25 protein-coding genes are annotated in these 23,318 nt (G+C 45.6%); 7 read left to right on the top strand and 18 right to left on the bottom strand.

Annotated elements, in window-relative coordinates; genetic code table 11:
- The first annotated feature begins 83 nt into the window (after positions 1-83).
- The gene (locus AC4EG4_RS06085) at positions 84-1,685 is read left to right on the top strand and encodes a pyruvate oxidase (RefSeq protein ID WP_490987242.1); all 1,602 of its coding nucleotides are present in this window, start codon (positions 84-86) and stop codon (positions 1,683-1,685) included.
- 51 nt (positions 1,686-1,736) lie between these two features.
- Here the strand turns inward: AC4EG4_RS06085 and AC4EG4_RS06080 are convergent, their stop codons facing one another.
- Together AC4EG4_RS06080 and AC4EG4_RS06075 are read right to left on the bottom strand one after the other, a co-directional pair.
- Entirely contained in the window at positions 1,737-3,839 is a 2,103-nt protein-coding gene (locus tag AC4EG4_RS06080; protein WP_490987241.1) for a putative bifunctional diguanylate cyclase/phosphodiesterase, read from the bottom strand.
- 149 nt (positions 3,840-3,988) lie between these two features.
- Complete coding sequence (locus tag AC4EG4_RS06075; RefSeq protein WP_490987240.1) at positions 3,989-4,801, bottom strand: helix-turn-helix domain-containing protein; 813 nt, start codon at positions 4,799-4,801, stop codon at positions 3,989-3,991.
- A 229-nt stretch (positions 4,802-5,030) separates the two neighbouring features.
- Here AC4EG4_RS06075 and AC4EG4_RS06070 point away from each other — a divergent pair, with 229 nt between their 5' ends.
- Entirely contained in the window at positions 5,031-5,417 is a 387-nt protein-coding gene (locus tag AC4EG4_RS06070) for a VOC family protein (RefSeq protein WP_490987239.1), read from the top strand.
- Positions 5,418-6,180: 763 nt separating this feature from the next.
- Here AC4EG4_RS06070 and AC4EG4_RS06065 read toward each other — a convergent pair.
- Positions 6,181-7,413 carry an MFS transporter gene (locus AC4EG4_RS06065; protein WP_490987238.1) on the bottom strand — a complete coding sequence of 411 codons (1,233 nt, stop codon included), beginning with the start codon at positions 7,411-7,413 and terminating at the stop codon, positions 6,181-6,183.
- A gap of 139 nt (positions 7,414-7,552) precedes the next feature.
- Complete coding sequence (locus tag AC4EG4_RS06060; RefSeq protein WP_203339970.1) at positions 7,553-7,876, bottom strand: ArsR/SmtB family transcription factor; 324 nt, start codon at positions 7,874-7,876, stop codon at positions 7,553-7,555.
- 161 nt (positions 7,877-8,037) lie between these two features.
- On the opposite strand from AC4EG4_RS06060, the gene AC4EG4_RS06055 reads away from it, so the two are divergent.
- A complete protein-coding gene (locus AC4EG4_RS06055) occupies positions 8,038-8,265 on the top strand; it encodes a hypothetical protein (RefSeq protein ID WP_490978408.1) in 228 nt (75 codons plus the stop codon).
- Positions 8,266-8,319: 54 nt separating this feature from the next.
- Entirely contained in the window at positions 8,320-8,481 is a 162-nt protein-coding gene (locus AC4EG4_RS06050; RefSeq protein WP_490987237.1) for a hypothetical protein, read from the top strand.
- 76 nt (positions 8,482-8,557) lie between these two features.
- Here the strand turns inward: AC4EG4_RS06050 and AC4EG4_RS06045 are convergent, their stop codons facing one another.
- From AC4EG4_RS06045 to AC4EG4_RS06025, 5 genes are all read right to left on the bottom strand, one after another.
- Positions 8,558-10,561, bottom strand: a complete 2,004-nt coding sequence (locus AC4EG4_RS06045; RefSeq protein ID WP_490987236.1) for an ABC1 kinase family protein — start codon at positions 10,559-10,561, stop codon at positions 8,558-8,560.
- Between the two features lie 93 nt (positions 10,562-10,654).
- Positions 10,655-11,917 (bottom strand): MBL fold metallo-hydrolase, encoded by a 1,263-nt coding sequence (locus AC4EG4_RS06040; protein ID WP_490987235.1) that lies wholly within the window; start codon positions 11,915-11,917, stop codon positions 10,655-10,657.
- Positions 11,918-12,152: 235 nt separating this feature from the next.
- On the bottom strand, positions 12,153-12,668 hold the full coding sequence (locus AC4EG4_RS06035) for a P-loop NTPase family protein (RefSeq protein ID WP_490978404.1): 516 nt from the start codon (positions 12,666-12,668) through the stop codon (positions 12,153-12,155).
- Positions 12,665-13,114 (bottom strand): SRPBCC family protein, encoded by a 450-nt coding sequence (locus AC4EG4_RS06030; RefSeq protein WP_490987234.1) that lies wholly within the window; start codon positions 13,112-13,114, stop codon positions 12,665-12,667. The genes AC4EG4_RS06035 and AC4EG4_RS06030 overlap by 4 nt, the downstream gene beginning before the upstream one ends.
- 15 nt (positions 13,115-13,129) lie before the next feature.
- Entirely contained in the window at positions 13,130-13,582 is a 453-nt protein-coding gene (locus tag AC4EG4_RS06025; protein WP_490978402.1) for an SRPBCC family protein, read from the bottom strand.
- Between the two features lie 187 nt (positions 13,583-13,769).
- On the opposite strand from AC4EG4_RS06025, the gene AC4EG4_RS06020 reads away from it, so the two are divergent.
- Positions 13,770-13,961 (top strand): hypothetical protein, encoded by a 192-nt coding sequence (locus AC4EG4_RS06020; protein WP_490987233.1) that lies wholly within the window; start codon positions 13,770-13,772, stop codon positions 13,959-13,961.
- Positions 13,962-14,014: 53 nt separating this feature from the next.
- On the opposite strand, the gene AC4EG4_RS06015 is transcribed toward AC4EG4_RS06020, so the two are convergent.
- The 7 genes from AC4EG4_RS06015 to AC4EG4_RS05985 form a co-directional block, all read right to left on the bottom strand.
- Positions 14,015-14,311 carry a TIGR04104 family putative zinc finger protein gene (locus AC4EG4_RS06015; RefSeq protein ID WP_490987232.1) on the bottom strand — a complete coding sequence of 99 codons (297 nt, stop codon included), beginning with the start codon at positions 14,309-14,311 and terminating at the stop codon, positions 14,015-14,017.
- Positions 14,312-14,353: 42 nt separating this feature from the next.
- Positions 14,354-14,575 carry a hypothetical protein gene (locus AC4EG4_RS06010; protein WP_490978400.1) on the bottom strand — a complete coding sequence of 74 codons (222 nt, stop codon included), beginning with the start codon at positions 14,573-14,575 and terminating at the stop codon, positions 14,354-14,356.
- 186 nt (positions 14,576-14,761) lie between these two features.
- Entirely contained in the window at positions 14,762-15,355 is a 594-nt protein-coding gene (locus AC4EG4_RS06005) for a histidine phosphatase family protein (protein WP_490987231.1), read from the bottom strand.
- 231 nt (positions 15,356-15,586) lie between these two features.
- Positions 15,587-15,958 carry a nuclear transport factor 2 family protein gene (locus tag AC4EG4_RS06000; RefSeq protein WP_490987230.1) on the bottom strand — a complete coding sequence of 124 codons (372 nt, stop codon included), beginning with the start codon at positions 15,956-15,958 and terminating at the stop codon, positions 15,587-15,589.
- Positions 15,959-16,258: 300 nt separating this feature from the next.
- Complete coding sequence (locus tag AC4EG4_RS05995; protein WP_490987229.1) at positions 16,259-18,172, bottom strand: PTS fructose transporter subunit IIABC; 1,914 nt, start codon at positions 18,170-18,172, stop codon at positions 16,259-16,261.
- Positions 18,169-19,101, bottom strand: coding sequence for a 1-phosphofructokinase (gene pfkB / locus AC4EG4_RS05990; RefSeq protein WP_490987228.1), 933 nt, complete (start codon positions 19,099-19,101; stop codon positions 18,169-18,171). The genes AC4EG4_RS05995 and pfkB overlap by 4 nt, the downstream gene beginning before the upstream one ends.
- On the bottom strand, positions 19,098-19,850 hold the full coding sequence (locus AC4EG4_RS05985) for a DeoR/GlpR family DNA-binding transcription regulator (protein WP_490987227.1): 753 nt from the start codon (positions 19,848-19,850) through the stop codon (positions 19,098-19,100). The genes pfkB and AC4EG4_RS05985 overlap by 4 nt, the downstream gene beginning before the upstream one ends.
- Before the next feature lie 192 nt (positions 19,851-20,042).
- On the opposite strand from AC4EG4_RS05985, the gene AC4EG4_RS05980 reads away from it, so the two are divergent.
- Positions 20,043-20,312, top strand: coding sequence for a phosphocarrier protein HPr (locus AC4EG4_RS05980; RefSeq protein WP_490978394.1), 270 nt, complete (start codon positions 20,043-20,045; stop codon positions 20,310-20,312).
- Complete coding sequence (gene ptsP / locus AC4EG4_RS05975) at positions 20,309-22,027, top strand: phosphoenolpyruvate--protein phosphotransferase (RefSeq protein WP_490987226.1); 1,719 nt, start codon at positions 20,309-20,311, stop codon at positions 22,025-22,027. The genes AC4EG4_RS05980 and ptsP overlap by 4 nt, the downstream gene beginning before the upstream one ends.
- Positions 22,028-22,073: 46 nt before the next feature.
- Here the strand turns inward: ptsP and AC4EG4_RS05970 are convergent, their stop codons facing one another.
- Both AC4EG4_RS05970 and AC4EG4_RS05965 read right to left on the bottom strand, forming a co-directional pair.
- Positions 22,074-22,793, bottom strand: a complete 720-nt coding sequence (locus tag AC4EG4_RS05970) for a 3-ketoacyl-ACP reductase (protein WP_490978392.1) — start codon at positions 22,791-22,793, stop codon at positions 22,074-22,076.
- Between the two features lie 271 nt (positions 22,794-23,064).
- The gene (locus AC4EG4_RS05965) at positions 23,065-23,316 is read right to left on the bottom strand and encodes a hypothetical protein (RefSeq protein ID WP_490987225.1); all 252 of its coding nucleotides are present in this window, start codon (positions 23,314-23,316) and stop codon (positions 23,065-23,067) included.
- Positions 23,317-23,318: the final 2 nt, after the last annotated feature.

Here is a 23,318-nt window from a genome sequence, read left to right as displayed (position 1 = left end):
GCCGCACGTTTAACTCCACCGAGCGGGAGGTATGAGCTAGAGATAAGGCCAGTACGAAACTTTAGAAAGCGGGGAATGTCCAAATGTTTGAACAGACAGCAGGAAGCCACGTGGTCGAATTGTTGAAAGCGTGGAACATCGACCACATTTACGGAATGCCCGGAGACTCCATCAATGAATTGATGGAAGAACTACGTAAAGAAGACGACATCCGGTTTATCCAAATCCGCCACGAAGAAACCGGTGCGCTCGCAGCGTCCGCTTATTCCAAATTGACCGGCAACATTGGCGTTTGCCTTTCCATTGCAGGACCGGGGGCCATTCATTTGCAAAACGGCTTGTACGACGCCAAAAAAGACAAAACGCCCATGCTCGCCATTGTTGGCCAGGTCAGCAGCGAGTTGGTCGGCACGGACAGTTTTCAAGAATTAAAAATGGAGTCATTGTTTGAAGAAGCCACAGTCTACAACCGGCGTGTGCAAAAAGCGGAGCAGCTGCCGGATATGCTGAATCAGGCGATCCGGACGGCCTATGCCGAATCCGGCCCCGCAGTGCTCATTGTCTCTGATGATTTGTTTGGAGTGAAGATTAAGCGTGACAAGGCGTTGACATCTCCGGCTTACGCCAGACCGAATATCCGGGCTGGTGAGGAAGACTTGCAGGCGGCTTTGAAATTGCTGCAGGCGGCGAAAAAACCGGTCGTCTTAGCTGGAAAAGGCGCAGCAGGCGGTGTGGCACAGGTGCTGGCATTTGCCGAAAAATTAAAAGCGCCGCTCGTGGCCTCGTTTCCGTCAAAAGGACTGATTCCCGATGACCACCCGCAGAACCTGGGGCAATTGGGGCAACTTGGCACCGATCCGGCAGAACAGGCGATGAAAGAAGCAGACCTGTTGATTTTGGCGGGGACTGCGTTTCCCTACCGCGAGTATTTGCCGGATGACGTGCCCGCCATTCAAATCGATATCGATCCGAAAGCCATCGGCAAGTATTATCCGGTGCTGGTCGGTTTGGTCGGAGAACTCGCGCCAGCTGCTGCATGGCTAACGGCGCACCTAAATGACAAAGAAGACGACTTCTTGTTGAAATACCAGGAAAAACGCAAAGCGTGGCACGACACCTTGCAGCGCGACATGGCAAAAGAAACCGAGCGATTGCAGCCGCAACACGTCATTGCAGAAGTGCAGGCCATTTTGGAGCGGGATGCGGTTGTCTCACTCGATGTCGGCAGCGTGACCTTATGGGCGGCGCGTTACTTGCAGCTGACTCAGCAGCAACTCGTCGTATCGGCATGGCTTGGCACCATGGGGTGTGGTTTGCCGGGTGCAATTGCCGGAAAACTGGCGTATCCAGACAAGCAAGTGGTGTCGCTCCTCGGTGACGGCGGCTTTTCCATGGGCATGCAGGACTTTGTCACGGCGGTCAAATACGACTTGCCGATGATCCTGGTGGTGTTCAACAACCAGAAAATCCAATTGATTGAACACGAACAAGAAGAAATGGGCAACAAAGCAACTGAAACCGATCTGGCCAATATCGACTTTGCGGCATTTGCGCATGCTTGCGGCGGGGAAGGCTATACGGCAAAAACCCGCAGTGAGCTGAAAGACGCATTGGCAAAAGCCAAGCTTAGCCGGAAACCGGTCGTTATTGATGCCTATGTGGAAGACAGTGCACCGCCTTCTTAAAAACATATAAGGAAGAGGCGACCGAATAAATTCGGTCGCCTCTTTTTATCATCATGTTGTAAAGCGGATAGACAAATCATGCAGTTCTGCAGGCAATGGCCGGCCAAAGTAATAACCTTGGCCTTCATCGCAGTGATTCGCTTGCAGAAACTCCAATTGGATATGGTCTTCAATGCCTTCTGCCACAACGGTCATGTTCAGCTGATGCGCAAGTGAAATAACGGTTGCTGTGATGGCTTTGCCGTTTCGGTTTTTGCTGATGTCTTCGATAAAACTGCGGTCAATCTTGACGCGGTCAAATGAAAATTGCCGCAAATAACTAAGAGAGGTGTAACCGGTGCCGAAATCATCAATGGACATGGAAACGCCCAAGTCTTTTAAGCGTTGCAAACTGCATTTAAGCAGGTCCGTGTCCACCAATAAAATACTTTCGGTTACTTCCAGTTCCAGCCACTTGGCAGCCAGTCCGGTTTCTTGCAAAATCGCCTTAACGGTTTGGACAAAATTGGGCTGCTGCAGTTGGATGGTAGAGATGTTCACGCAAATTTTAATCGGCGGATGGCCTTGGTCTTGCCACGCTTTGTTTTGCGTACATGCGGTATGCAGGACCCAGCGGCCGATCGAAACGATTTGTCCGGTTTCTTCAGAAATGGGAATAAAGCGGTCCGGCGGCACCAAGCCCAGTTCCGGATGATTCCAGCGGATCAGCGCTTCCATGGCACTCAACTGACGGGTCTTCAAATCCGTGATGGGTTGATAATGCAGCACCATTTCTTGCTTGGTCAGCGCTGACTTTAATTCTCTTTCAATTGTCAGGCGGTCCGCCGATTGCTGGTCCAGTTCTTCGGAATACACCGTGTATGGATTGGTTTTGTGTTTTTTGGTGTAGTACATGGCAGCGTCCGCTTTTTTGATCAGGGCATCCATGGCTTCTTCTGTTCCTGTGCTAAAGGCGATGCCGATGCTCGCCGAGATGGTTACCACATGGCCCTGCGTTTCAAATGGTTTGGCCAGTGAGTGATGGAGCTGTTCCGCCAATTCAAAAACGTCTTGCTGGTCCCGGTTTGACACCAACACCGCAAATTCATCTCCTGCAAACCGTCCCACGGTATCGTCTTGTTCGACGGTGTTCAAAAGCCGGTGGGCAATGTCCTTCAGAAACTCATCGCCAAACTGGTGGCCAAATGAATCATTGATGAATTTAAAACGATCCAGGTTTAACGACAGTACGGCAGTCGGACGTTTTTTCTCTTTGGTCTGTGCAAGGACCTCTTTTAACCGCTCTTCAAATAATTTGCGGTTTGGCAAACGGGTCAAGGGATCAATAAAGACCAATTCTTCAATCAGCTTTTTGTAGTTGACTTTATCGGTGATGTCTTTGGCAATGCCATAAGCGCCGATGATGCTTCCGCCCGCTTTCATCGGGAAATTGGTTACCAAAAGATGGCGCTTTTCACCGTCTTTACGGACGATGGTGATTTCATAGGTATTGGCGATGCCGTTTAACGCGTTGCCAAAATGCAGGTGTGCGGTCGGCAGATCTTCTGGAACAATAAAAGGCGCAAAGGTCAATTGGAGAATTTCTGCAATGGAATAGCCGGACAATGTTTCACATCCGGGATTGGCGGCAGTAAAATTCCCTTCAGTGTCAAACGTGAAAACGGCATCTGGATTGAACGTGAACAGGGAATTCAGCCGCTCTTCGTTTTCTTTTAACCGCAAATTCGCGGTGACTTCTGCGGTAACGTCTATTACCGTCCCGAACAGAATGTTTTTGCCTTCCCGTTCTTTTTTGTTCGAATGGATTTCAACGTGGCGCAGCTGCCCGTCGCTTCTGTACACCCGGACGCGGTAACGTGCATAGGTATCCTGGACGGCGTAGTCAGATAAAATTCGTGCTTGGATAACAGCCAAATCATCCGGGTGAATCAAGGTGCCGGGGGTGACGCGCCCACTGAGCATCTCTGCTTCGCTATAGCCCATCAACTCACAAAAATGCTGATTGACATACGAATACGTCCATCCATTTAATATGTACATGCTGACGGGAGCGTTGTGGACCATGCCGTCAAATAATTCTTCATAGAGCAGACTTGTCGAGATGGGCAGGCTCTTGTTAGTGGAGGTTTTAAAACTATTTTTTTCGTTTTCCACGATTAGGACCTCCTAGCAATTCAATAGTGCAAATACTCGTCGTTCGTCATAAGAATCGGCTCTCTATCTATGATGATAGAGTATTTTTCAAACTAATGCCAATTTTATTTTTATTTAACAAATTAAAAATAATTCCTAAAAAGCACCGATTAGTTTGGAACTCTCATTCGGTACTCCCTGGGTGTTATGCCGACTGCATGTTTAAACGCTGCTTGGAACTGCGTCACGCTTTTGTAGCCTATGGTGTGTGCAATAACAGATACTGGGGTTTTTGATGAGCCCAATAAGTGTTTTGCTGTGCCGATGCGGCACGCGATAAGATATTGAAGCGGACTGGTGCCGGTTTGCTGTTTAAAAAGACGCGCCAACTGGTACTTGTCCATGTTGAACTTAGCGGCAAGATCTTCTAGCAACAGGGAGCGGCAATGGTTTTCTTCCATGAAGTGCTGCACTTCCAAAATCAGATCAGCAGGTGAACGCGAGACCGGTTTGCAACTTGGCAACGAGCGATTTACCAATGCCAATAGCAGGGCAATGACGTGTTGGGCAACACGAGTGCCATCTTCATAAAGCTGCGCGGTTTCTGTTTGCAATTGAACAAACAAAGCTTCCAGCTGGGCCGGATGGCTGATTGGGATAACCACTGGGAAGCCGTTTTCAGGCAAGGACATTGCCGAAGGGGTCCGCATAAAAGACAAACCATATCCGCTTTGCTGCGATGCTGCAGGGTATTTCAGTTCATGCCAGCTGCCTGGCTGGATAAGCAAAATGCTCCCAGCTTTGACTAGGTGAAGGTTGTTATCAATTTGGCATTCGATTGTTCCTTCCGTTATCAAATGCAATTCCACTGTTTCAGGGTGGCGGTGGAGCGGTTGATGCTGCGCTTGTCCTTTTGGAACGATAAAAGAATGGGTGCGCTGAAAAAGAAGGGGATAAGCTACTGTATCCGGGAATGTAGGCAAAGAGATCGCTCATTTCTGTTTTCCTTTAATATTATCAAGAATCAATAAGTAAATCTGTATAATATCGGTATATCTTAGATAATAAGAATTTTTTTAACAAGAATTAATAATTTCCCTTAGTTTCTGCTAAAACAACAAAGCTTTAGCTCTAATTGGAGAGTTTTGCTATGAATATTCTGATAATTGGACTAAAATTTAATGGTAGGAACGCATAAGGAGGTGAAACATTATGAAAGAATTATGGATCAACTTGCCAGTTAAGGACTTAGGAAAAGCAACGACGTTTTTTCAGGACATTGGTGTAAAAATTATGGACGGAGGTGCAGAAAATAACCAAATGGTGGGAATGGTCGTAGGCGATCATCAGGTGCACGTGATGCTGGTTCAAGATGAGCGGTTCGAGAGATTTACACGAAATGCGGTGACAGATACCGAGCAGTCGACAGAAGCGTTATTTTCGATATCTGTGGGCACCAGAGAAGAACTTGAGGAGATCATTGGCAAGGTAAAACAAGCAGGTGGATTTGTTTTTGGCGAACCTGCAGAAGTTGAAGGATTGTATGGCGCAGGATTTGCGGATTTGGACGGACACCGGTGGAATTTGCTGGTGATGTAGTTTAGCCGAAAAAATAAAGCCGTTAAGCAAATTCTCCATAGAAATTCTCAGTTCAGTTGAAATTCATAGAAATTAGCATATTGGATCTGACGATTCTAAATTACTGAAGAATTTTTGTCGCTCTAAAAATTCTTCAGTAACAGATCCATGTAGAAAATGCTTGAAAAAGATAACAATGCAGCTAAACACACACAAAGATAAAACGCGCAAAATATGCCCAAAATAGACAAAAAATCCGTTTCGTCTCACTGTCATGAGTATACTTAATGAACGAAACACTACTTCCGATAATTTATATTATGTAAACTTAAATAGAAATTCAAAGAAAGTAGCCAAGTTCCACCAACTCTCCTCTTGCTCTGATCTCCTAAACACATTTAGCAACCAACCTAAATAAATGCTGCGCCTAACCTCATTCTTTATTCATTCACCTGTAAATTTAATTTAAAACTTGTCGCACATCTTTGTAGTCCGCAGCAATTTCTTTCTGCATAATCCGTATCCATAATAATCATTCCATCCAAACTTTGAAATCTTATTCATGTTCTTACTTAGCAATTTTTAATCTAGTTGCCATTTCTATTCATGATTTACTTTTTCGCTTAAATTGCTGTTGTTCTTTGTATCGCTGATGCTATGCTAAGCATGCCCATCGACATCAGCAGCAAAAATTCCCTCAAATTACTTTAGAACAGTAAATCAGCTTCACTTACCATCTTTATAACAAAAAAACACCCAGCACTATGCTGAGTGTCAATTTGCCTTATAATCCCGAACCTTGGTATGCGGGTTTTTTTACGGTTTCTTCTTTTTGATCCAACCGGTAGCTGATAAATGCCAGTCCCGATGCAATCAGCGCACACAGTCCGCCGACCCACGACAAGTGAACCAAACTGGCGTTTGCGACTACATATCCGCCAAGTGTTGCACCAAGCGCAATGCCAATGTTAACAGCGACTGGCGTCAATGATGATGCGAAATCTTTCGCTGCAGGAAAATACACAGCTGCCAAGTTCATCAAGTACAGCTGGATGGTTGCGTTCATGACGTAGATCATGACGGCCATCAGCATGATGCTGATGAGTCCGGCAATGGTCGATTGCATCGTAAAGAACAGCGAACCTAGGATGATGGCCTGCGCGATAAACACAAACCGCAGCTTGCTGATGCCGTTATGGCTGGCAATCTTCCCTGCCAAGACATTGCTGAGGATGGAAAACGCACCATAAGCCAACAGAATGATGCTGATGTAGCGGGTTGGAACTCCGAGTCCTTCTTCTAAAATCGGAGTGATATACGTATAAACCGTGTAAGTCCCCGCAATAGCGAATGTTGGAATAAAGAATGCCAACACCATCCTCGGATTGGTTAATAGTTTTAATTGTTCTTTCGCAGAGGCTTTTTCGACCGGCAAGTGCTTCGGAATAATAAAGATGCTAATGGCTAAACTGATGACACCCAATAGCGCGGTAAACCAAAACGTCAGCTGCCAGTTCCCCAGCTGTCCAATAAATGTCCCTAAAGGCACGCCCAAGACATTGGCAATCGTAAATCCGGCAAACACCAAGGCAATCACGGATGCTTTTTTAGCTTCAGGCATCGTGTCGCTTGCAATGCTCATCGAGATGGCAATCAGCACACCGCTGACGACTGCCGTGATGATGCGCGATACGATCAACAGTTCATATGATCCTGACAACGCACTGATGACGTTGCCCACAATAAAGATGGAAATGAATAAGAGCATTAACGGGTATTTGGGAAACCGGCTGACGTAAGCGGTCAACAACGGTGTGCCGATTGCATATGCGATGGCAAATCCCGATATTAACGTTCCGGCAGTAGCCAAGGTGATATTTAGATCACTTGAAACTTCTGTCAACAATCCAACGATGACAAATTCACTCGTTCCCATAACAAAGGTCAATAAGGTTAACGTAAATGCCAATACTTTTTGCTTGGTGCTTAATACATCTTCTTTCGCTCGTGCAGCCATAAAACAGTTCACTCCAACTTCATAGTTTATTTGTTGTGCATGTTCCCCATCCTTTTACACCAGTCAGGAATCTGTAAATATTGATATATCTAGAATAATCGATATGGAAAGTACACAGAGATTTGATCCCATAACGGAATCAAATCTCCTGTTTCACGAATTCTGCAATTTTAGCCAAAGTCTCTTCGTTCCGTCTGTAATACGTCCACTGGCCATAGCGTACAGCTTCTAGCAACCCTGCCTTTTGCATAAGTGACAGGTAATGCGAAACCGTGGATTGGGATAAATTGACCTTGTCCTGTATATCCCCAACACAAACGCCACCTTCGATGCTTACCTCCTTCGGCAAATGCGCTTGCTGTTTTGGGAAGTTCTTTTCAGGCTCTTTTAACCATTTCAGTATATCCAGACGGGTCTTATTCGACAAAGCTTTAAATACATCCAACTCATTTAAATTATCCATAGACGCATTGTATATCGAATAAGTTCGATATGTCAATGAACTAAGCTTAACCAACATGGGAATGGTTTTTCATTCAGTGTAATATACAACCCAACTATAGCTGGGTTTAAAAGTATGATAAGGTAAAACTATGTAAAATTCTAGAAAGGATGAGGTTCCTCGTGTTAGGAAAATTCAATATCGGTTTGGCATTGTTGGTTTTACTGGTTGTTTTGCTGGGGCTTTTCAATGATCGCTTCGCCCTTTCGCCTCAATTAATGTTTGGGTTACTTTCCCTTTCTTTCTTATCCTTTGGGGTGGAAAAGCTCCAGACTGGCATGAAGAAAATGGGAATTCTTTACCTATTTGTTTTCTTTGTTGCTTTTGGAGCTGCTGTTTCATCTTTGTAGATTTGGAGTGCAGGAATTTTTTACAGGGAGCCCTGATGAAAGGATGAGAACCTATTGATGCTGTATTTTCTTTTACTATTTGCAGTGGTCTTTGTCGCTATTTTCCTCATCAGTTTGGTAGTCAACAAACTGGTGGGCACAAAGGGAGAGTTTCAATGGCTGGTCTCCATCATTATCAGCATTGTGTTCACCCTTCTATTTATCGCATTCTTGTAAATTATAGATTAACAAGTAAGTAAATCTGTATGAATCACCAATAAAAAAACTGCACCCCTGAAAAGGATGCAGTTTTTTAGGTGGTGCTTCGTTTCATATCGCGTATCGCCTGGATGGACAGCCTGACCAGCAAGATGACACATAAGAACAAGCCTGTGTAAGCGGCTGTATTCAAATAGATGGCGTATTCGGTATTGATGAATTGGGCAATGGCCAGTAAGCCTGCTGACACCAATCCAAAGGTGATGCCGGACATCAGCAGCACGAATCGGGAGAACAGCTGGAGAACGAAGTTGGCATTGTGCTTATCGGAAAAGACATCGTGATGCAGAATGATTTTTCCGCCTTCGATGCGCTGGATCAATTGATCTGCGCGTTTAGGCAATTTCATTATTTCCGGAATCAGCAAAGCCAGTTCTTCTTCCAAACGCTGTTTTGTTTCACGCGGTTCGGTAAACGGTTTTTTTAGCACAGCCGTTTTGTACTTTTTCGCAAAGACCTTGGCTTCTGTAAACATATCAAATTTGGGGTCTATGGTGTGCAGCGTACTGTCTAAGCTGATTAAGGACCGAAGTGCCATGCCGACAGAAGGATAAAACGCCAAGCCGAACTCGCGGACAATATCGAACATCGCGTGAATCAGTTCTTCGGTTTGAATTTTATCGACGTATGCAATCTTCAACAGCAATTGGCCAACTGCCTGTTCAAGTTTTTGGCGGTCGATTTGGCTGCTGTCTTCCACCAAGACATGAATGGCGTCACAAATGACTTCTGCATCATTTTGCTGGACCCCTATGATAAACAAATTCAATCCGTCCTGTTGTGGAGCGGCGAGCCGTCCGACAGCACCAAAATCCAGCAGAATCGGTTTTCCATCCTGTTGGTCGATAAAGATATTGCCAGGATGCGGATCGGCGTGAAAAATACCGGAAAACAGCATTTGTTCAAAAAAGGAAAACAGGACGGTGCGTCCGAATTCTTTTTGGTCCACACCAAACTGGTCAAACACGGCTTGTCCTCTGGAAACACTTTTCCCTTTAAAATACTGCATAACGATCAAGTTGTCGTTGCTGTATTCCCGGTACACATGTGGAATTTTAACCGGATAATCGCTTTTCTTTAAGGCATTCGCAATTTGGATGGTGTTGCGGGTTTCGATTTCAAAATTGATTTCTTCCCGCAAGCCATTTGCAAAACCAACCGCCAGTTCGCGGAATCCAATATTTTCAGCCCACTTCGATTTGCTGGCTACCCAGTCAGCAAATTCGACCAAAATATCCAAATCATTGCGCATAATGCCTTTGACTTCAGGCCGCAGCAATTTAATGACAACGTCTTCCTGGGTTTTTCTTAAAACGGCCCGGTGCACCTGGCCAATCGAACCGGCAGCCAAAGGTTCCATATCAAATTCCGAAAAAACATCTTCAACGCTCGCCGATAACGAGTTCTTTAAAATCGCCGTTACTTGCTCACTGGACAGCGGTTTGACATCCTGCTGCAAGGTTTCCAATTCTTCGATAAAAACCGGAGAAAACAGCTCTGTGCGCGTTGACAACACTTGCCCGAACTTGATAAAGATCCCGCCGCTTTGTTCCAGCGTGTCGCGAAACGCAATGGCAAAATCCCGGTTGCTTTCCCGATGGCGGGCATACCGGATGGTCCGTGAAAAGCCGTTTCGAACAGCAATTTCCAGCACCTGGCTCAGGCGTTTTTGGCGTCGCCACCGATGACGCAGCCGGTGGTAAATAAACTTCTGGCCAGTGATGCGTTCTCCCCGTTCCCCGAGTTCAATGGGGTCGAAGAGTTCAAAAAACAAGTAAAACAGCATCGAAATAAGCAGCATGCTGCCAATCCAGATAAGCGAACTGGCGTCCAGAACGGCGAACACAATGTTTTCGCTTAAAAAATCCGTGTAGCGCAAGTAGGAGTACCAATAAACAAATGTAGTCAAACTCACACCCAACAAGACCGAAAGAATTCGTTTAGTGAAATTAACTTTAGATCCCATTAAACGCCCACTGACGTAATAAATGAATAGCGCCACGACAAACAATTCCAGCAACATAATGAAAAAATTCATGGAGGGCATTTTTTCCTCAACACCAATCCTGACCGGCAATAACCCGGTTTAATTTCTTCAGTATACCAAAATTTTGCCAAATATTCTTTCCCATCATTTGCTCGGTTTCACAAGGTCCGGCAACTTCTGGATGAGGTCATATAAACCGACCGGATATAAAGTTGTTTCATCCAGCGCCAACTCTTCCAAACTGACCCATTTTGCTTGGGTGACTTTGCTGCCTTCGGTGACGTCAAACTGCTCGCGAGCGAGTAAGCGGGCATCTTCAAATTCAACTTCATACACAAGGGTGATTTCATGGAAGACCTGACTTTTTAATGCGAAGATGTTTTCCACCACATCCAAATAACGCACAATGTGGATGTCGGTCCCGATTTCTTCTTTAAACTCTCGTTTTAATGCACTGGCGGAAGGCTCTCCCAGTTCAATGGTGCCCCCGAGCGGCCGGTAAAAAGGACCGGATCCACCTGAATGAGCGGCAAATTGCTGTTCGAGCAAGATTGCATTGCCTCTTCTTAAAATCCCCAAGGTATTGGCCCGGGGCTGCAAATGCCGAGCCATTTTAGCATCGTAATCCGCAACAACAGATGAAACAATGTGGCAGGTATCCCATTCCCCTTCTGAAAACGGGACGATGGGGTATGTTTTTTGAAAAAGCTGTTGATTGATGTCGCGTGGGTGCATCCCTTCTTTGTAAAGTTCGATAATGTCTTGCTGGAGGCTTTCCAAATGCGTCAATTTTTGTTCGAGCAGCATGCGCCCGTTTTCCAAAAAACCCGCATGGCTGCAAAACACCGATTGAAATGGCAGTGCCAATAAGGTGCGCAAAGATGACGCGATGAGCGAGACGGACTCGCTTTTCATCATGACGCGTGTTTTTGGCGATACAAACAAATCACCTGCAAACAAACGCCCAGAATCTTTGTGAAATAAAGCCACGTGGTCCTCTGCATGGCCAGGTGTATGAATAACTTGCCAATCGAGTGTGCGGGAGCGGATTTGATTGCCGAGCGGACGAGCTTGAAACGCTTTCCGGTTGCCCCAAGTGGTTTTCCGATAAGCTGGGTAGTCTCCATCTGCTTCGAGCACCTCAATGCCCAGTGGATGGATATAAAACGGAATATCCTGATTTTGCTGCAGCCACGACGCATTACCGGTGTGGTCTTCGTGATGGTGTGTCAACACTACTTGATCAAATGAGTGGTTGTTCAAAAAATCTATCAGCTCTTCTTGCAGTTTTTCAGCGCCTGTATCGATGAGCATCCCATCTACCAGGTAGACAAATACTTTGCTGCCGGTTTCTTCAAGAACACCTTCCACGCACAAGACTTGCTCTTTTTCATAAACCTTAATCACATTTGATTCCCCCTGCCTGTAGTTGTCGAACTATGTGTTTTTTCTTAATGATACAAAATTTAACAGTCTCCTGCCATCTAGAACTTTTTTAAAGCCTAAATTTTTAGCACAAAAACTATCTAACTTTTTGTGTTGATTTATTTGCAGAGTTAAATCTATTTTTTTGTTGATAGCGTTTTTGATTTAAAATCTAATACCTTATGTAGTTATTTACATAGTAAAAGGTGAAAAGAAATTAGGCACGGTTTTTAGCGATTCGTGCCTTTAGCGCTTCGATTTGCTTATTGTTTGCAAGCACTGCGGTTTTGTCTGGCATCGTTTTCAGCTGCTGCAACAATTGCACTTTTATGGTTTCTTCAAAATAACGGTTCCACCCAAACATTTTTTTGAGCATAACCAGGCTCGGTCTGTAGTTGGAAGCCTCCTTCCCCACCTTCTGCTTCATGTACCGTAAAACAAAACGGCAACTTCTTGTGTGGTACGGAACATCTAAAAATACAACAAGGTCCGCTTCTTGAAAAGCTTTTTTCGTCCATCCGATATGCACCCCTTCGATGATCCATTCATCTTGCTTGGTCGCTGAAATAAACTGTTCGTCTCTGGCAAGCTCCGTATTGCGGACATCCCCGCCTCGTTGCCGCTGCCAGACAAAATTATCTGTTTCAAAATGCGGAATAGCCAATTTGGCTGAAAGCTGCCGTGCCAATGTGGTTTTGCCGCTCCCTACGGATCCAATAATATAGATTTTCACGCTTCGGCCACTTCTGCGACCCGTGCCATCAGATCCTCCACTTCCTGCTTGCTGCTGTTTTGCTGATCCAGTTTCAGCAAGGTGCGCCCGACCAGATTTGCCCCTGTAGTAGAGCCGCTATAGACAAATAAGGTCTTTTCGTCATCTATGCGGGAAAGCACAAAGCTCAAGCGAATATTAAATAACCCGGCCGCGACAAACCCGATGTCTTTTTGCTTTTGCACGGGCGTATCGACGTAAGCTGTGATTTCCATGACGTAGTTGACTACTCGTGGGCCGATTCGGTTTTGCTGAGCGTATTTAGAGCCGACTCCATTCGGCGGCCCTTCAACCAACTGATGCTTTTCCAGCTGCGGCATAATGGTCTGCAGCCGCTCATCTGAGAACAAATCCCATACTTTTTCAATCGGTGCGTTGATCACGCGTTTCTCGCTCCACTGGACCATCCTAATTCCCCCTGTTTATAATTTTAAGGCTTCGTCCTGCACCCGCTTCATAAATGCCGTGACAGTTTGCTGACGCGCCTGTTTGCTGCCAGACAGCAGCATGGCTTTGCCCATCAAGCCTTTTCCTTTATTGGTTCCCTCGTAAATGAATTTTGTCCGGTTTTCACCTTCTTTGAGAAGTGTAAACGAATAAAAGACATGAAAGCTTTGCCCCATGTCGAATTGGGTTTGCTTGAGCTTCTTATCCGGCAAATCTTCATAGCCGACTGTTTCAATAATATAGGTTTGCAGCTGGTTGCCTTCATGGTAGCTTTGGGCATGTTTGGCGCCTAGTTGATCCGGGCTGTTTTCAAGCAGAATGTGTTCTTCCACTTTCGGCATAAGTTTTTGGATATTTTCATCTTTGAACAAGCTCCAAACCTTTTCAATTGAAGCATCGATCATCATTTCCTCTTTCCATTTAACCATTTCTATTTCTCCTCTGCATCTGACTGTCTCTTTGTTATTATCCCATGACAGCGTCGAACATTCACGCCTCATTGTCTCGGTTCGTAGGATCGATGGGATTTTACCGTTGTTAGCTTGCCTGTGTAGACAAAGGCTTGAATTTATCGCCAGCATGTCTCTATAATGAGAAAAGAAACGGAGTGATTGAATGAAGACTACCACTATTTTGATTTTGCTCATCGTCCTGATGCACGCAATCACTGCAATAAATACGTTGGTTTTTAACGGCGTGCTGGCTGATTTGGTTTTTTGGTTTAATTCAGCTTTATTTATGGCAGCACTGGCCATTTATGTATATCGCTTAGATAAAGACAAGGCAGCTATTGAGAAAAAAGGATAAAATACACCCCGGTTTGAGAAGCTCTGGCTTTTCAAACCGGGGTGTATTTTATATCACCAAAGCGGTTCTTGCTCGTTTGAAAGTTTGATAGTAAAAGGAAGAAGCACCGATAAGAAAACAACGAGCAAAATTCCTAAACCACTATACATTGCCATGGATAAATCAAAGAGCGGACCTGATGCTAATAGGATTACCAATGGGATCATATAGAAGAAATAGGGGCCTTTTCTTGATTTCATAGAAACATATTGCCTCTTTTGGCAAGATGAGCATCGTTTGCTGCTTTTAACCCCCATTTTGAATGTCTCTAACCAACTCCATTGGTAATTGCAATTTTGGCAGTTTGGCATGTTGCTCACTCCTTTCACTCACGCTTCTATTGGCAACTAGAACTATGCAGAATCCCACTTTCTCTGGGTAAGATAAAGAATGCCCAATACAGTTGGTGGGATCATCGGCAGAAGAGGACCTAAATGATTAAAGAACAAGAGCGGAGCTAATAATGCGCCACCACCCGATAGTGTTAGCGCCAGCGACTTATTCTTCATGCCACGAAACACCATAATGATACCCGTTATGCTTAGTATGGTGAAAAATAAGATAAGCCAATCCATTCTACTCTCTCCTTCCTATCCGTCTATCTTCATTGAACAGAATGTTCCGTCAATCCTTCTTGATTTTAGTGTAACCTTTTTCCAGTAAAAATCCAAATGTCCCTTTTCCTTGAAAAAAAAACTAGACTGACAGAACTTAAATCTGTAAGCTAGCTGTTTAATATTCTTATATGAAAGCTAAAAAATTTAAATCTGCCGCTGACTCAGTGAAGGCTCTAAATGGCTCACTTGGTTGTAGTTTTGAATAACCCAATGGTTTTGATCAAATTGAATGTGGCTAAGGCAAGCATTCAATAAGCGTGTTTTACCGGAGCCGATTTCTCCGGCCGACAACTTCGCCAGAATAGCATTGATAACCCCTCCGTGGGAAACCAAGAGAACGCGCTTGTTCGGATAACGGTCATGGATGATTTTCAGCCCCGCTGCTAAGCGCTCATGGAAAAAATCGTTGTCCTCTTGATTTGGGTAAAGCCGGTCCGGAAAAGTTAAAGCCCGCTCTTCAAAAGTTAGCCCTTCAGCGTCACCGAAATGTTTTTCTGCAAACTCTTCCATTTCGACGAGCGGCAGATCCAAAATTTCATTGACAATTTCAGCGGTACGACGCGCTCGCTGCAGTGGACTCGTAATAATTAAGTCCCAGTCAGAAGCGGTTAAATATACCCCGCATTTTTCAGCTTGCTGGGCTCCGATACTATTCAAAGGAATATCGGTTTTTCCCTGGATCTTCCCCAATGCATTCCAATCCGTTTCACCGTGGCGAATCAGGCAAACGATGGTCATATAAAGTCACTCCTCGAATTATGGATATTGTTTTCATATTAGCACAAATGCTAAATCAACTCACTCGAGAAGTTTGTGCACTCTTCTTAACTTAATAACTGATTTTGAACTTATTTTTTTATTCCTTATGTAAATTGTTACATTTATTAAACTCTCCATCGTTTATCTTTTATTTAGTATTTTTACCCGCAAAAAAACCCCAGTCTTCAGCTGGGGTTAAAGTTTATTCTGTCACTCTTTTATTTCAATGACGAAAGTCGTCAGTTCTTTGACTTTTTGTCCGCTTTCCGCGTCCATTACATAAAAGTCACAATAAGCGTAAACTTTTGGCTCATCTGCAGTTCCCTTCTTTTTCATCGTCCCTTTAACTGCTGCTTGCCCATTGGCAGCAACAGAAAGATCAATTACAAAATCGACATCCTTATAACCGTCCTCCACACCAAATGCAGCGTCAAGAAAAGCTGATTTTCCGATGATGGGTTCTGAACCGACAATGGTCCACATCACATCCTCTGAAATATGTTCTTCGATAAATTGTCGATCTCCGTGAAAGAAAGCCTGATTGAAGTGGCAGAAAAAATCCGTGTTTTTTACCATGTTCATTGCCAGCAGCTCCCTCCGGTCGTATTATTCCTTTCTAAAATTTGTACCTTGCTTGATCACTTGCCGTCAAATGAAACACCCGATGAATCCCTCAGGTTCCCCCTTGTATATGATGATCGGCTTTTTCACCTCTTCCCCCTCTTTTATCCCTGTATGGCTTCAAATCCGCGGCTCCAGCTGTAATTATTCAATACCCAAATTCAATGGAAATCAGACGTCATTCTCCTCTTCTATGAAATTTTTTTCGTTTATTCAAAAAAAAAAACCGTTTCAGGATTTTGGTCCTGAAACGGTCGGAGATTATGCGGCTACTGCCACACGTTTTTTCAATGTACCAGCTACAAGTGCAGTGACAACCGCACCGGCTATAATGGCCACAGCATACATCAAGATACTGCCAACCCCGCCGTCAACAAGACCGACAACAAAGATGCCGCCGTGAGGAGCGCGCAGCCCGATGTCAAACAGCATCACCAAGGCTCCAGTGACGGACGCTCCTGCTACTGTAGCCGGAATGACACGAGCCGGATCGGCTGCAGCAAACGGAATCACACCTTCTGTGATAAAGCAGGCACCGAGGACGTACGCCGTTTTGCCGGCTTCACGCTCCGGTTTGGTGAATTTGTTTTTAAACAACGTCGTAGCAAGTGCCAATCCTAGCGGAGGAACCATTCCGGCCGCCATGACCGTTGCCATGAAGTTGAAGTTTTGCGCATCCAGCATCGCAATGCCGAATGTATAAGCTGCTTTGTTGATAGGACCACCCATATCAATCGCCATCATGCCGCCAAGCAGCAATCCGACAAGCACCAAGTTCGTGCCGCCCAAGCTTTCAAGGAAAGAAGAAATCGCTGTGTAGACTTTCGTCAACTGTGGATTCACAAGCATCATGACAATACCCGTAATGGCAATGGCAAAGACCGGGTAGAACAAGACCGGTTTCAGGCCTTCCAAGGAATTTGGCAATCCGGAAAATACCTTCTTAACCCCAAGCGTTACATAACCGGCAAGGAAACCAGCGATCAATCCGCCGAGGAATCCGGAACCGCCGTTTGCTTCTTCAACACCGGTAACCGTAATGGCAATCAAACCACCGATCATACCTGGCGCAAATCCGGGCCGATCAGCAATGCTCATGGCGATAAAGCCGGCAAGTACAGGAACCATTAAGAAGAAGGCATTGCCGCCGCCGATGGTATTAAGCATGGCAGCGAATTCGTTGTATTCAGGGCTGTCGGGATTTGAGGCGTTGATGCCCCAGAAAAATGAGATGGCAATAAGGATACCACCACCGACCACAAACGGCAGCATATTGGATACGCCGTTCATTAAGTGTTTGTAAAATCCGCCTTTGGTTTCACCCGTATCGGCTTCGTCTTTTGATTTGTCGTGCTTGTAGGTCGGTGCATCACCCGTCACAGCACGGTTCAACAAATTGTCCGTTTCGTATATCGCTTTGCCAACGCCCGTTTGGATGACTGGTTTGCCATCAAAACGGCTCATTTCGACTTTCGTATCTGCCGCAACAATAATGGCATCTGCTCCGGCAATGTCTTCTGCAGTCAAACGATTTTTCACGCCGCTCGACCCGTTGGTTTCCACTTTTAAAGCGATGCCCAGTTCTTTGGCGCGTTCATTTAGTTTCTCAGCCGCCATATACGTATGCGCAATGCCGGTTGGGCAAGCGGTCACCGCTAAAATTTTCTTTTGAGTGCTATCAGCCGGAATATTTTCCGCTGCTGTTTCCGGTTCTTCCACAGAAGCCTCTTTCGCAGAGACTACTTGGAGCACTTCCTGCTTTGACTGAGCGGCAAGAATATTGGTTCGGAACTTGTCGTCCATTAAGAAGGTCGCAAGGCGTGACAGCGCCTCCAAATGATCGTCATTGGCGCCTTCGCTTGCGGCAATCATAAAGAACAAGTTAGCCGGCTGGCCATCGAGTGACTCAAAATCAAGTCCGTCAGTAGCACGACCGAATGCGATGGCTGGCGATTTTACCGCAGATGACTTGGCGTGTGGAATGGCGATGCCGTCCCCGATGCCGGTGGTGCTTTGGCTTTCACGCTCCAAAATTGCGGCCGTGAATGCACGTTTGTCGGATAATTTGCCGGCGCGGTCCAATTGGGACGCCAGTTCTTCCAGCACTTCTTGTTTCGTTGTTGCGGAAAGATTCAAGATAATGGTTTCTTCTGTTAAAAGTTGAGTGATTTTCATAGTGTCACATCCTTTTCTTCATATGGGTAAATCTGTACTTCCTCCAGTAATTTCTCAACGTCTTCTTTGCGGCATAAATCTGATCGGAAGGCGGTCGCACTGCCGCTTGCGACACCGTAGCGAAATGCCAGCGCAGAATCTTGTTCTGTCGCGTAGGAAGCGATAAAACCAGATACCAGCGAATCACCTGAACCAACGGTATTGACAACATTCCCTTGTGGCGCCTTCGCAATCAACGCCGTGTCTTTTGTCACGAGCAGCGCCCCGTCTCCACCCATGGAAACAACCACATGTTCCGTGCCCCGCGCCACCAACTTGTTGGCGTAATGGAAAGCATCCGCTAGACTGGCAATCTCCACACCAAACAATTCACCCAGTTCCTGCTGGTTGGGCTTAATGAGGAAAACCGGCGTGTCGATCAGGCTCTGGAGTGCCGGTCCAGACGTATCAAGTACGAAACGGACTCCGTTCGCCTGACAGATTTTCGCCAGTTCCAAAAAGTAAGCTGCCGGAATCGAACTTGGCAAGCTGCCAGCGAGAACAAACCAGTCATCGCCATTCATCTGGCTTACTTTATCGGTCAATGCCTCAAGCTGTGCCTGATTGAGTTCAGGTCCTGGACCGTTCAACTCGGTTTCCTTATCAGACTTGATCTTAACGTTGATGCGGGTAATTTCAGCCGTTTGAATAAAATCAGCGTCGACGCCTTCATTTTTTAAAAACTCTTCTATAAAATTGCCAGTAAAGCCCCCAGCGTAGCCAATTGCTTGATTGGAGATGCCTAAACGCTGTAGGACACGGGAAACGTTAATGCCCTTCCCTCCAGGGTAGTAGTAGACCTCTTCCGACCGATTCAGTTTCCCGCTTTCAAATTCGGGTACATATACTGTGTAATCGATGGAAGGCGTAATCGTACAGGTGTATATCATGGTGTCACGACCTTTACTATTGTCTTTTTTTGGAGCCCAGCATTGGCTTCTTTGGAAATTTCATCTACAATTAAAGTGGCGCGATCCAAATCCATAATTTTGGCGAAACTGATTTTATGGGATTTGGAATGATCAGCGAGCGCATACGTTTTGCGTGCCAAGGAACTGGCCAGCTGTTTGACGGCTGCTTCTTCGGGATCCGGCGTCGTATAGCCATAGTCCGGATGAAACCCGTTTACGCCCAGAAAACAGACGTCAAACCGGTAATTTTGCAAAGCTTGGATCGTGTGGGAACCGACAAACGCGCCCGTTCGCGGCTTCATCAATCCACCCGTTAAATAAGTGGTGATGCCCTGTTCGTTAAGTGCATCGACGAGCGTCAGCCCGTTGGTCACAACCACCAGATCCTTGTCTTTCAAAAATGGAATGAGTTGAAAGGTTGTGGTGCCGGCATCCAGGAACACACTGTCTCCTTGTTGGACGAGCGAGGAGGCATATTCTGCGATCCTGATTTTCGCTTCCAGAAACCGGGTGGACTTATCGGAAATGCTGGGTTCCATCAGATTTCGCCCTGGCAGGATTGCACCACCGAAAACGCGCTCGAGTTTTTGCGATTGCTCGAGATCGGTCAGATCTCTTCGGATGGTTGATTCCGAGACACCTGTCGATTCCACCAGTTCTTGTATTTTGACTGTCTGCTTTTCTTCGAGCAGCCCCAAAATATAGGCATGCCGTTCGTTGGTCAGCAAGTTATCACCTCTTTTTAATAGAGTAAAAGTTCTGTTAAATAGATAATACTTGAAATCGCTTCCACAATCAATCATAATCGTTCATAAGCAATCAAAAAACGTCATTTTTTTATTTTCATTCAATCAAAACCCGTCATTACCGGTCATTGAGTGAACAAAAATGATTGCATCTACTAAAGGAGGAAATTAATCATGGTCGAAAAACAATTCACAATTACAGATGAAGCAGGTATGCACGCACGTCCGGCATCCGCATTAGTTGGAGCGGTGTCAAAATTCAAATCAGACATTACTATTGAACACAAAGGCAAGAAAGTAAACTTGAAATCCATTTTAGGCGTGATGTCTCTAGGCATTCCAAGCGGTTCTGAAGTAACCATCGCAGCAGATGGCGAAGATGAAAACGAAGCAGTTGAAAGAGCAGCTGAAGTGATGAAATCTGAAGGGATTTCAAACCAATGACACAAACAATGTCCGGAATAGCCGCATCGAATGGAATAGCCATCGCTAAAGCTTTTCGCTTAGAAAATCCGGAATTGAATGTGGACAAGCGGACAATTTCGGATGTCGACGGCGAATTGGCGCGGTTGACTTCATCGTTGGAAACTTCCATTGCTGAACTTGAAGTGATCCAGAAGAAAACAGCCGAGGCAATCAGTGACAAGGAAGCCGCAATTTTTGGCGCTCACCTATTGGTCCTGAGTGACCCTGAACTGGTCGGTCCGATCACCGAACGCATCACAACTGACAAAGTCAATGCAGAGTTTGCCTTGCAGGAAACTACCGATATGTTCATCTCCATGTTTGAAGCAATGGACAATGACTACATGAAAGAACGCGCCGCGGACATCCGCGACGTCAGAAAACGTGTATTGGCCCACTTGCTGGGTGTGACCATCCAGAGCCCGAGCATGATTTCAGATGAAGTCATCATCATCGCAGAAGACTTGACGCCTTCTGATACGGTTCAATTAAACGCCCAATTTGTAAAAGGCTTTATCACCGATATCGGCGGGCGCACTTCCCACTCGGCGATTTTGGCACGCACATTGGAAATTCCCGCAGTAGTCGGCGCGAAAACCGCAATGGCGGATATTCAAAATGGCACCATTGTCATCGTAGATGGGTTGGATGGGAAGATTTTAATCGCCCCTGAAGACAGCATCGTTGAAGAATACAAAAACAAACAAGCAGCCTATGACGAGCAAAAAGCGGAATGGGCCGTCTTGAAGAATGAAGCCACCGTTTCCGCTGACGGCCAGGCCGTTGAAATTGGCGCCAATATCGGCACACCAAAAGACATTGCAGGTGTCGTCGATAACGGCGGCGAAGCAATCGGCTTGTACCGTACGGAATTTCTTTACATGGGGCGTGACCAGTTCCCGACAGAAGACGAGCAAACAGAAGCCTATGCTTCTGTCTTAAAAGGCATGCAAGGCAAACCGACCGTTGTCCGCACACTGGACATCGGCGGCGACAAAGAGCTGTCTTACTTGGATCTGCCGAAAGAACTCAACCCGTTCCTTGGCTTGCGCGCAATTCGCTTATGCCTGGAAATGCCGGATATGTTCCGGACGCAGCTGCGGGCATTGCTGCGCGCGAGCGTCCACGGAAACTTGAAAATCATGTTTCCGATGATTGCAACGCTCGATGAATTCCGTCAGGCTAAAGCCCTGTTGATGGAAGAAAAAGCGAAGCTGCAAGCTGAAGGCGTAGAAGTGAGCGAGTCGATCGAAGTCGGCATCATGGTGGAGATTCCATCGACTGCCGTCATGGCGGACACGTTTGCCAAAGAAGTTGATTTCTTCTCCATCGGTACGAATGACTTAATTCAGTACACGATGGCTGCCGACCGCATGAACGAAAGCGTGTCGTATTTGTATCAGCCATTCAACCCGGCCATTTTGCGCCTGGTGAAAATGGTCATTGATGCATCTCACCGCGAAGGCAAATGGACCGGCATGTGCGGAGAGATGGCGGGAGACGAAATTGCGATCCCAATCCTTCTTGGCCTCGGCCTGGATGAGTTCTCGATGAGCGCTTCATCCATCTTAAAAGCCCGTTCTCAGATCAGCAAACTGTCAAAAGCTGAAATGGCTCAGCATACAGACCGCATTCTGGCTTTGAGCACTTCGCAGGAAGTTGAAGACTATGTAACAAAACTAACTGCCAACTAACAAAAAACGAGCCGAGAGATTTCTCTCTGGCTCGTTTTTCTGTGGTTTAAAATGGGTTGGTTGCCCATTGGCTGGATGTTGGTATAAAAATTCGGGGATGCAGCTTTAGCTGTGCCACCATGTATTCCGCTATATCCTCCGGTTGCATGAATTTTTCTTTGTCTTTTTCGGTTTCCCCTTCTTTGTACGTTAAGTCCGTAACGACCCGACTAGGCGTCAAGGCAAACACCCGAATGTTGTTTTTGCGGACTTCCTGTGACAGTGATTCTGTCATGCCGAGTACACCGAACTTCGAAGCACTATAAGCACTTGAACCTTCTGATCCCCGCAAACCCGAACTCGAGGAAATATTGATAATGTCTCCCCCGTTTTTCTTGATCATTTGCGGAAGTACAGTTCGAGTCACATAATACATGCCCATTAAATTGACATCAATCACTTGTTTCCACTCTTCCGGATCCAACTCTAAAAATGGTCCGTATTTGCCGATGCCTGCGTTATTGATCAAAATATCAGCCGTGCCGATTTCAGCTGTCAACTTTTCAACGGCCGCTTCCACTTGTTCCAAATTCGAAACATCCGCTACTGCATAAGCTACACGTCCACGCAATGACTTGATTTCTTTAGAAAGTTTGACCAAATCTGCTTCTGTCCGAGCGATCAGCCCAACATTGACTCCTTCGTTAGCCAATGCGAGCGCTGTTGCCCGTCCGATCCCTTTTCCCGCTCCTGTAATAAATGCTGTTTTTTCGGTCAATAATTGCATAATTAAAAATTCCACCTCTCGCTGATAACTTCCATTCATTAAACGCCCTCAAATTTTCAGATGTGGGTGAAAAATGTTTTTTACTTGTATGTTTTTTCTTTACCCTTAAAATGCGGACGCATAAACTGTTTCATTCACATTTAATGTGTTTTTAGTAATTGACTTACATGGATATTCATTTATTCAGCATGAATAAATGAATATCGTCTATGAATGAAAATCTTGCGAAAGCGGACTTTTTGATTCAGCTTCTTTATGATTCACGATTGTGTCAGTCATCAGAATCTTGCTTTTTTCTTGAGCTCTGTGCCTTGTCAGACTCCTCATCGTGCTGTTTTTCTGCTTCAAAATCTGGAAACTGATGTTCAGGGCTACCGGTAAACTCTTCGTTTGCCTCTTCTTCCCCGCTCTTTTTATCTTTAGTTAGCATGTTGTGCCACTCCCTATCAATGTCGTTACCTATTGAATACCCGCTCTGGATTTCTTTAATCCAGCGCGGGTATTCCGTAGAAATCCAATCCACAG

This window comes from Planococcus sp. TJ-201 (assembly GCF_058268495.1).
The sequence above is the reverse complement of the archived record's forward strand: the minus strand, read 5'-3'. Positions and strand labels throughout refer to the sequence as shown.

Excerpts from the sequence above, each read along its gene's own strand:
- AC4EG4_RS06085 (WP_490987242.1), top strand. The coding sequence starts at position 84 with ATGTTTGAACAGACAGCAGGAAGCCACGTGGTCGAATTGTTGAAAGCG.
- AC4EG4_RS06070 (WP_490987239.1), top strand. The coding sequence starts at position 5,031 with ATGAAAGAATTATGGATCAACTTGCCAGTTAAGGACTTAGGAAAAGCA.
- AC4EG4_RS06065 (WP_490987238.1), bottom strand. The coding sequence starts at position 7,413 with ATGGCTGCACGAGCGAAAGAAGATGTATTAAGCACCAAGCAAAAAGTA.
- AC4EG4_RS06060 (WP_203339970.1), bottom strand. The coding sequence starts at position 7,876 with ATGGATAATTTAAATGAGTTGGATGTATTTAAAGCTTTGTCGAATAAG.
- AC4EG4_RS06045 (WP_490987236.1), bottom strand. The coding sequence starts at position 10,561 with ATGAATTTTTTCATTATGTTGCTGGAATTGTTTGTCGTGGCGCTATTC.
- AC4EG4_RS06030 (WP_490987234.1), bottom strand. The coding sequence starts at position 13,114 with ATGGTCCAGTGGAGCGAGAAACGCGTGATCAACGCACCGATTGAAAAA.
- AC4EG4_RS06025 (WP_490978402.1), bottom strand. The coding sequence starts at position 13,582 with ATGGTTAAATGGAAAGAGGAAATGATGATCGATGCTTCAATTGAAAAG.
- AC4EG4_RS06020 (WP_490987233.1), top strand. The coding sequence starts at position 13,770 with ATGAAGACTACCACTATTTTGATTTTGCTCATCGTCCTGATGCACGCA.
- AC4EG4_RS06015 (WP_490987232.1), bottom strand. The coding sequence starts at position 14,311 with ATGCCAAACTGCCAAAATTGCAATTACCAATGGAGTTGGTTAGAGACA.
- AC4EG4_RS06010 (WP_490978400.1), bottom strand. The coding sequence starts at position 14,575 with ATGGATTGGCTTATCTTATTTTTCACCATACTAAGCATAACGGGTATC.
- AC4EG4_RS06005 (WP_490987231.1), bottom strand. The coding sequence starts at position 15,355 with ATGACCATCGTTTGCCTGATTCGCCACGGTGAAACGGATTGGAATGCA.
- AC4EG4_RS06000 (WP_490987230.1), bottom strand. The coding sequence starts at position 15,958 with ATGAACATGGTAAAAAACACGGATTTTTTCTGCCACTTCAATCAGGCT.
- AC4EG4_RS05995 (WP_490987229.1), bottom strand. The coding sequence starts at position 18,172 with ATGAAAATCACTCAACTTTTAACAGAAGAAACCATTATCTTGAATCTT.
- pfkB (WP_490987228.1), bottom strand. The coding sequence starts at position 19,101 with ATGATATACACCTGTACGATTACGCCTTCCATCGATTACACAGTATAT.
- AC4EG4_RS05980 (WP_490978394.1), top strand. The coding sequence starts at position 20,043 with ATGGTCGAAAAACAATTCACAATTACAGATGAAGCAGGTATGCACGCA.
- ptsP (WP_490987226.1), top strand. The coding sequence starts at position 20,309 with ATGACACAAACAATGTCCGGAATAGCCGCATCGAATGGAATAGCCATC.
- AC4EG4_RS05970 (WP_490978392.1), bottom strand. The coding sequence starts at position 22,793 with ATGCAATTATTGACCGAAAAAACAGCATTTATTACAGGAGCGGGAAAA.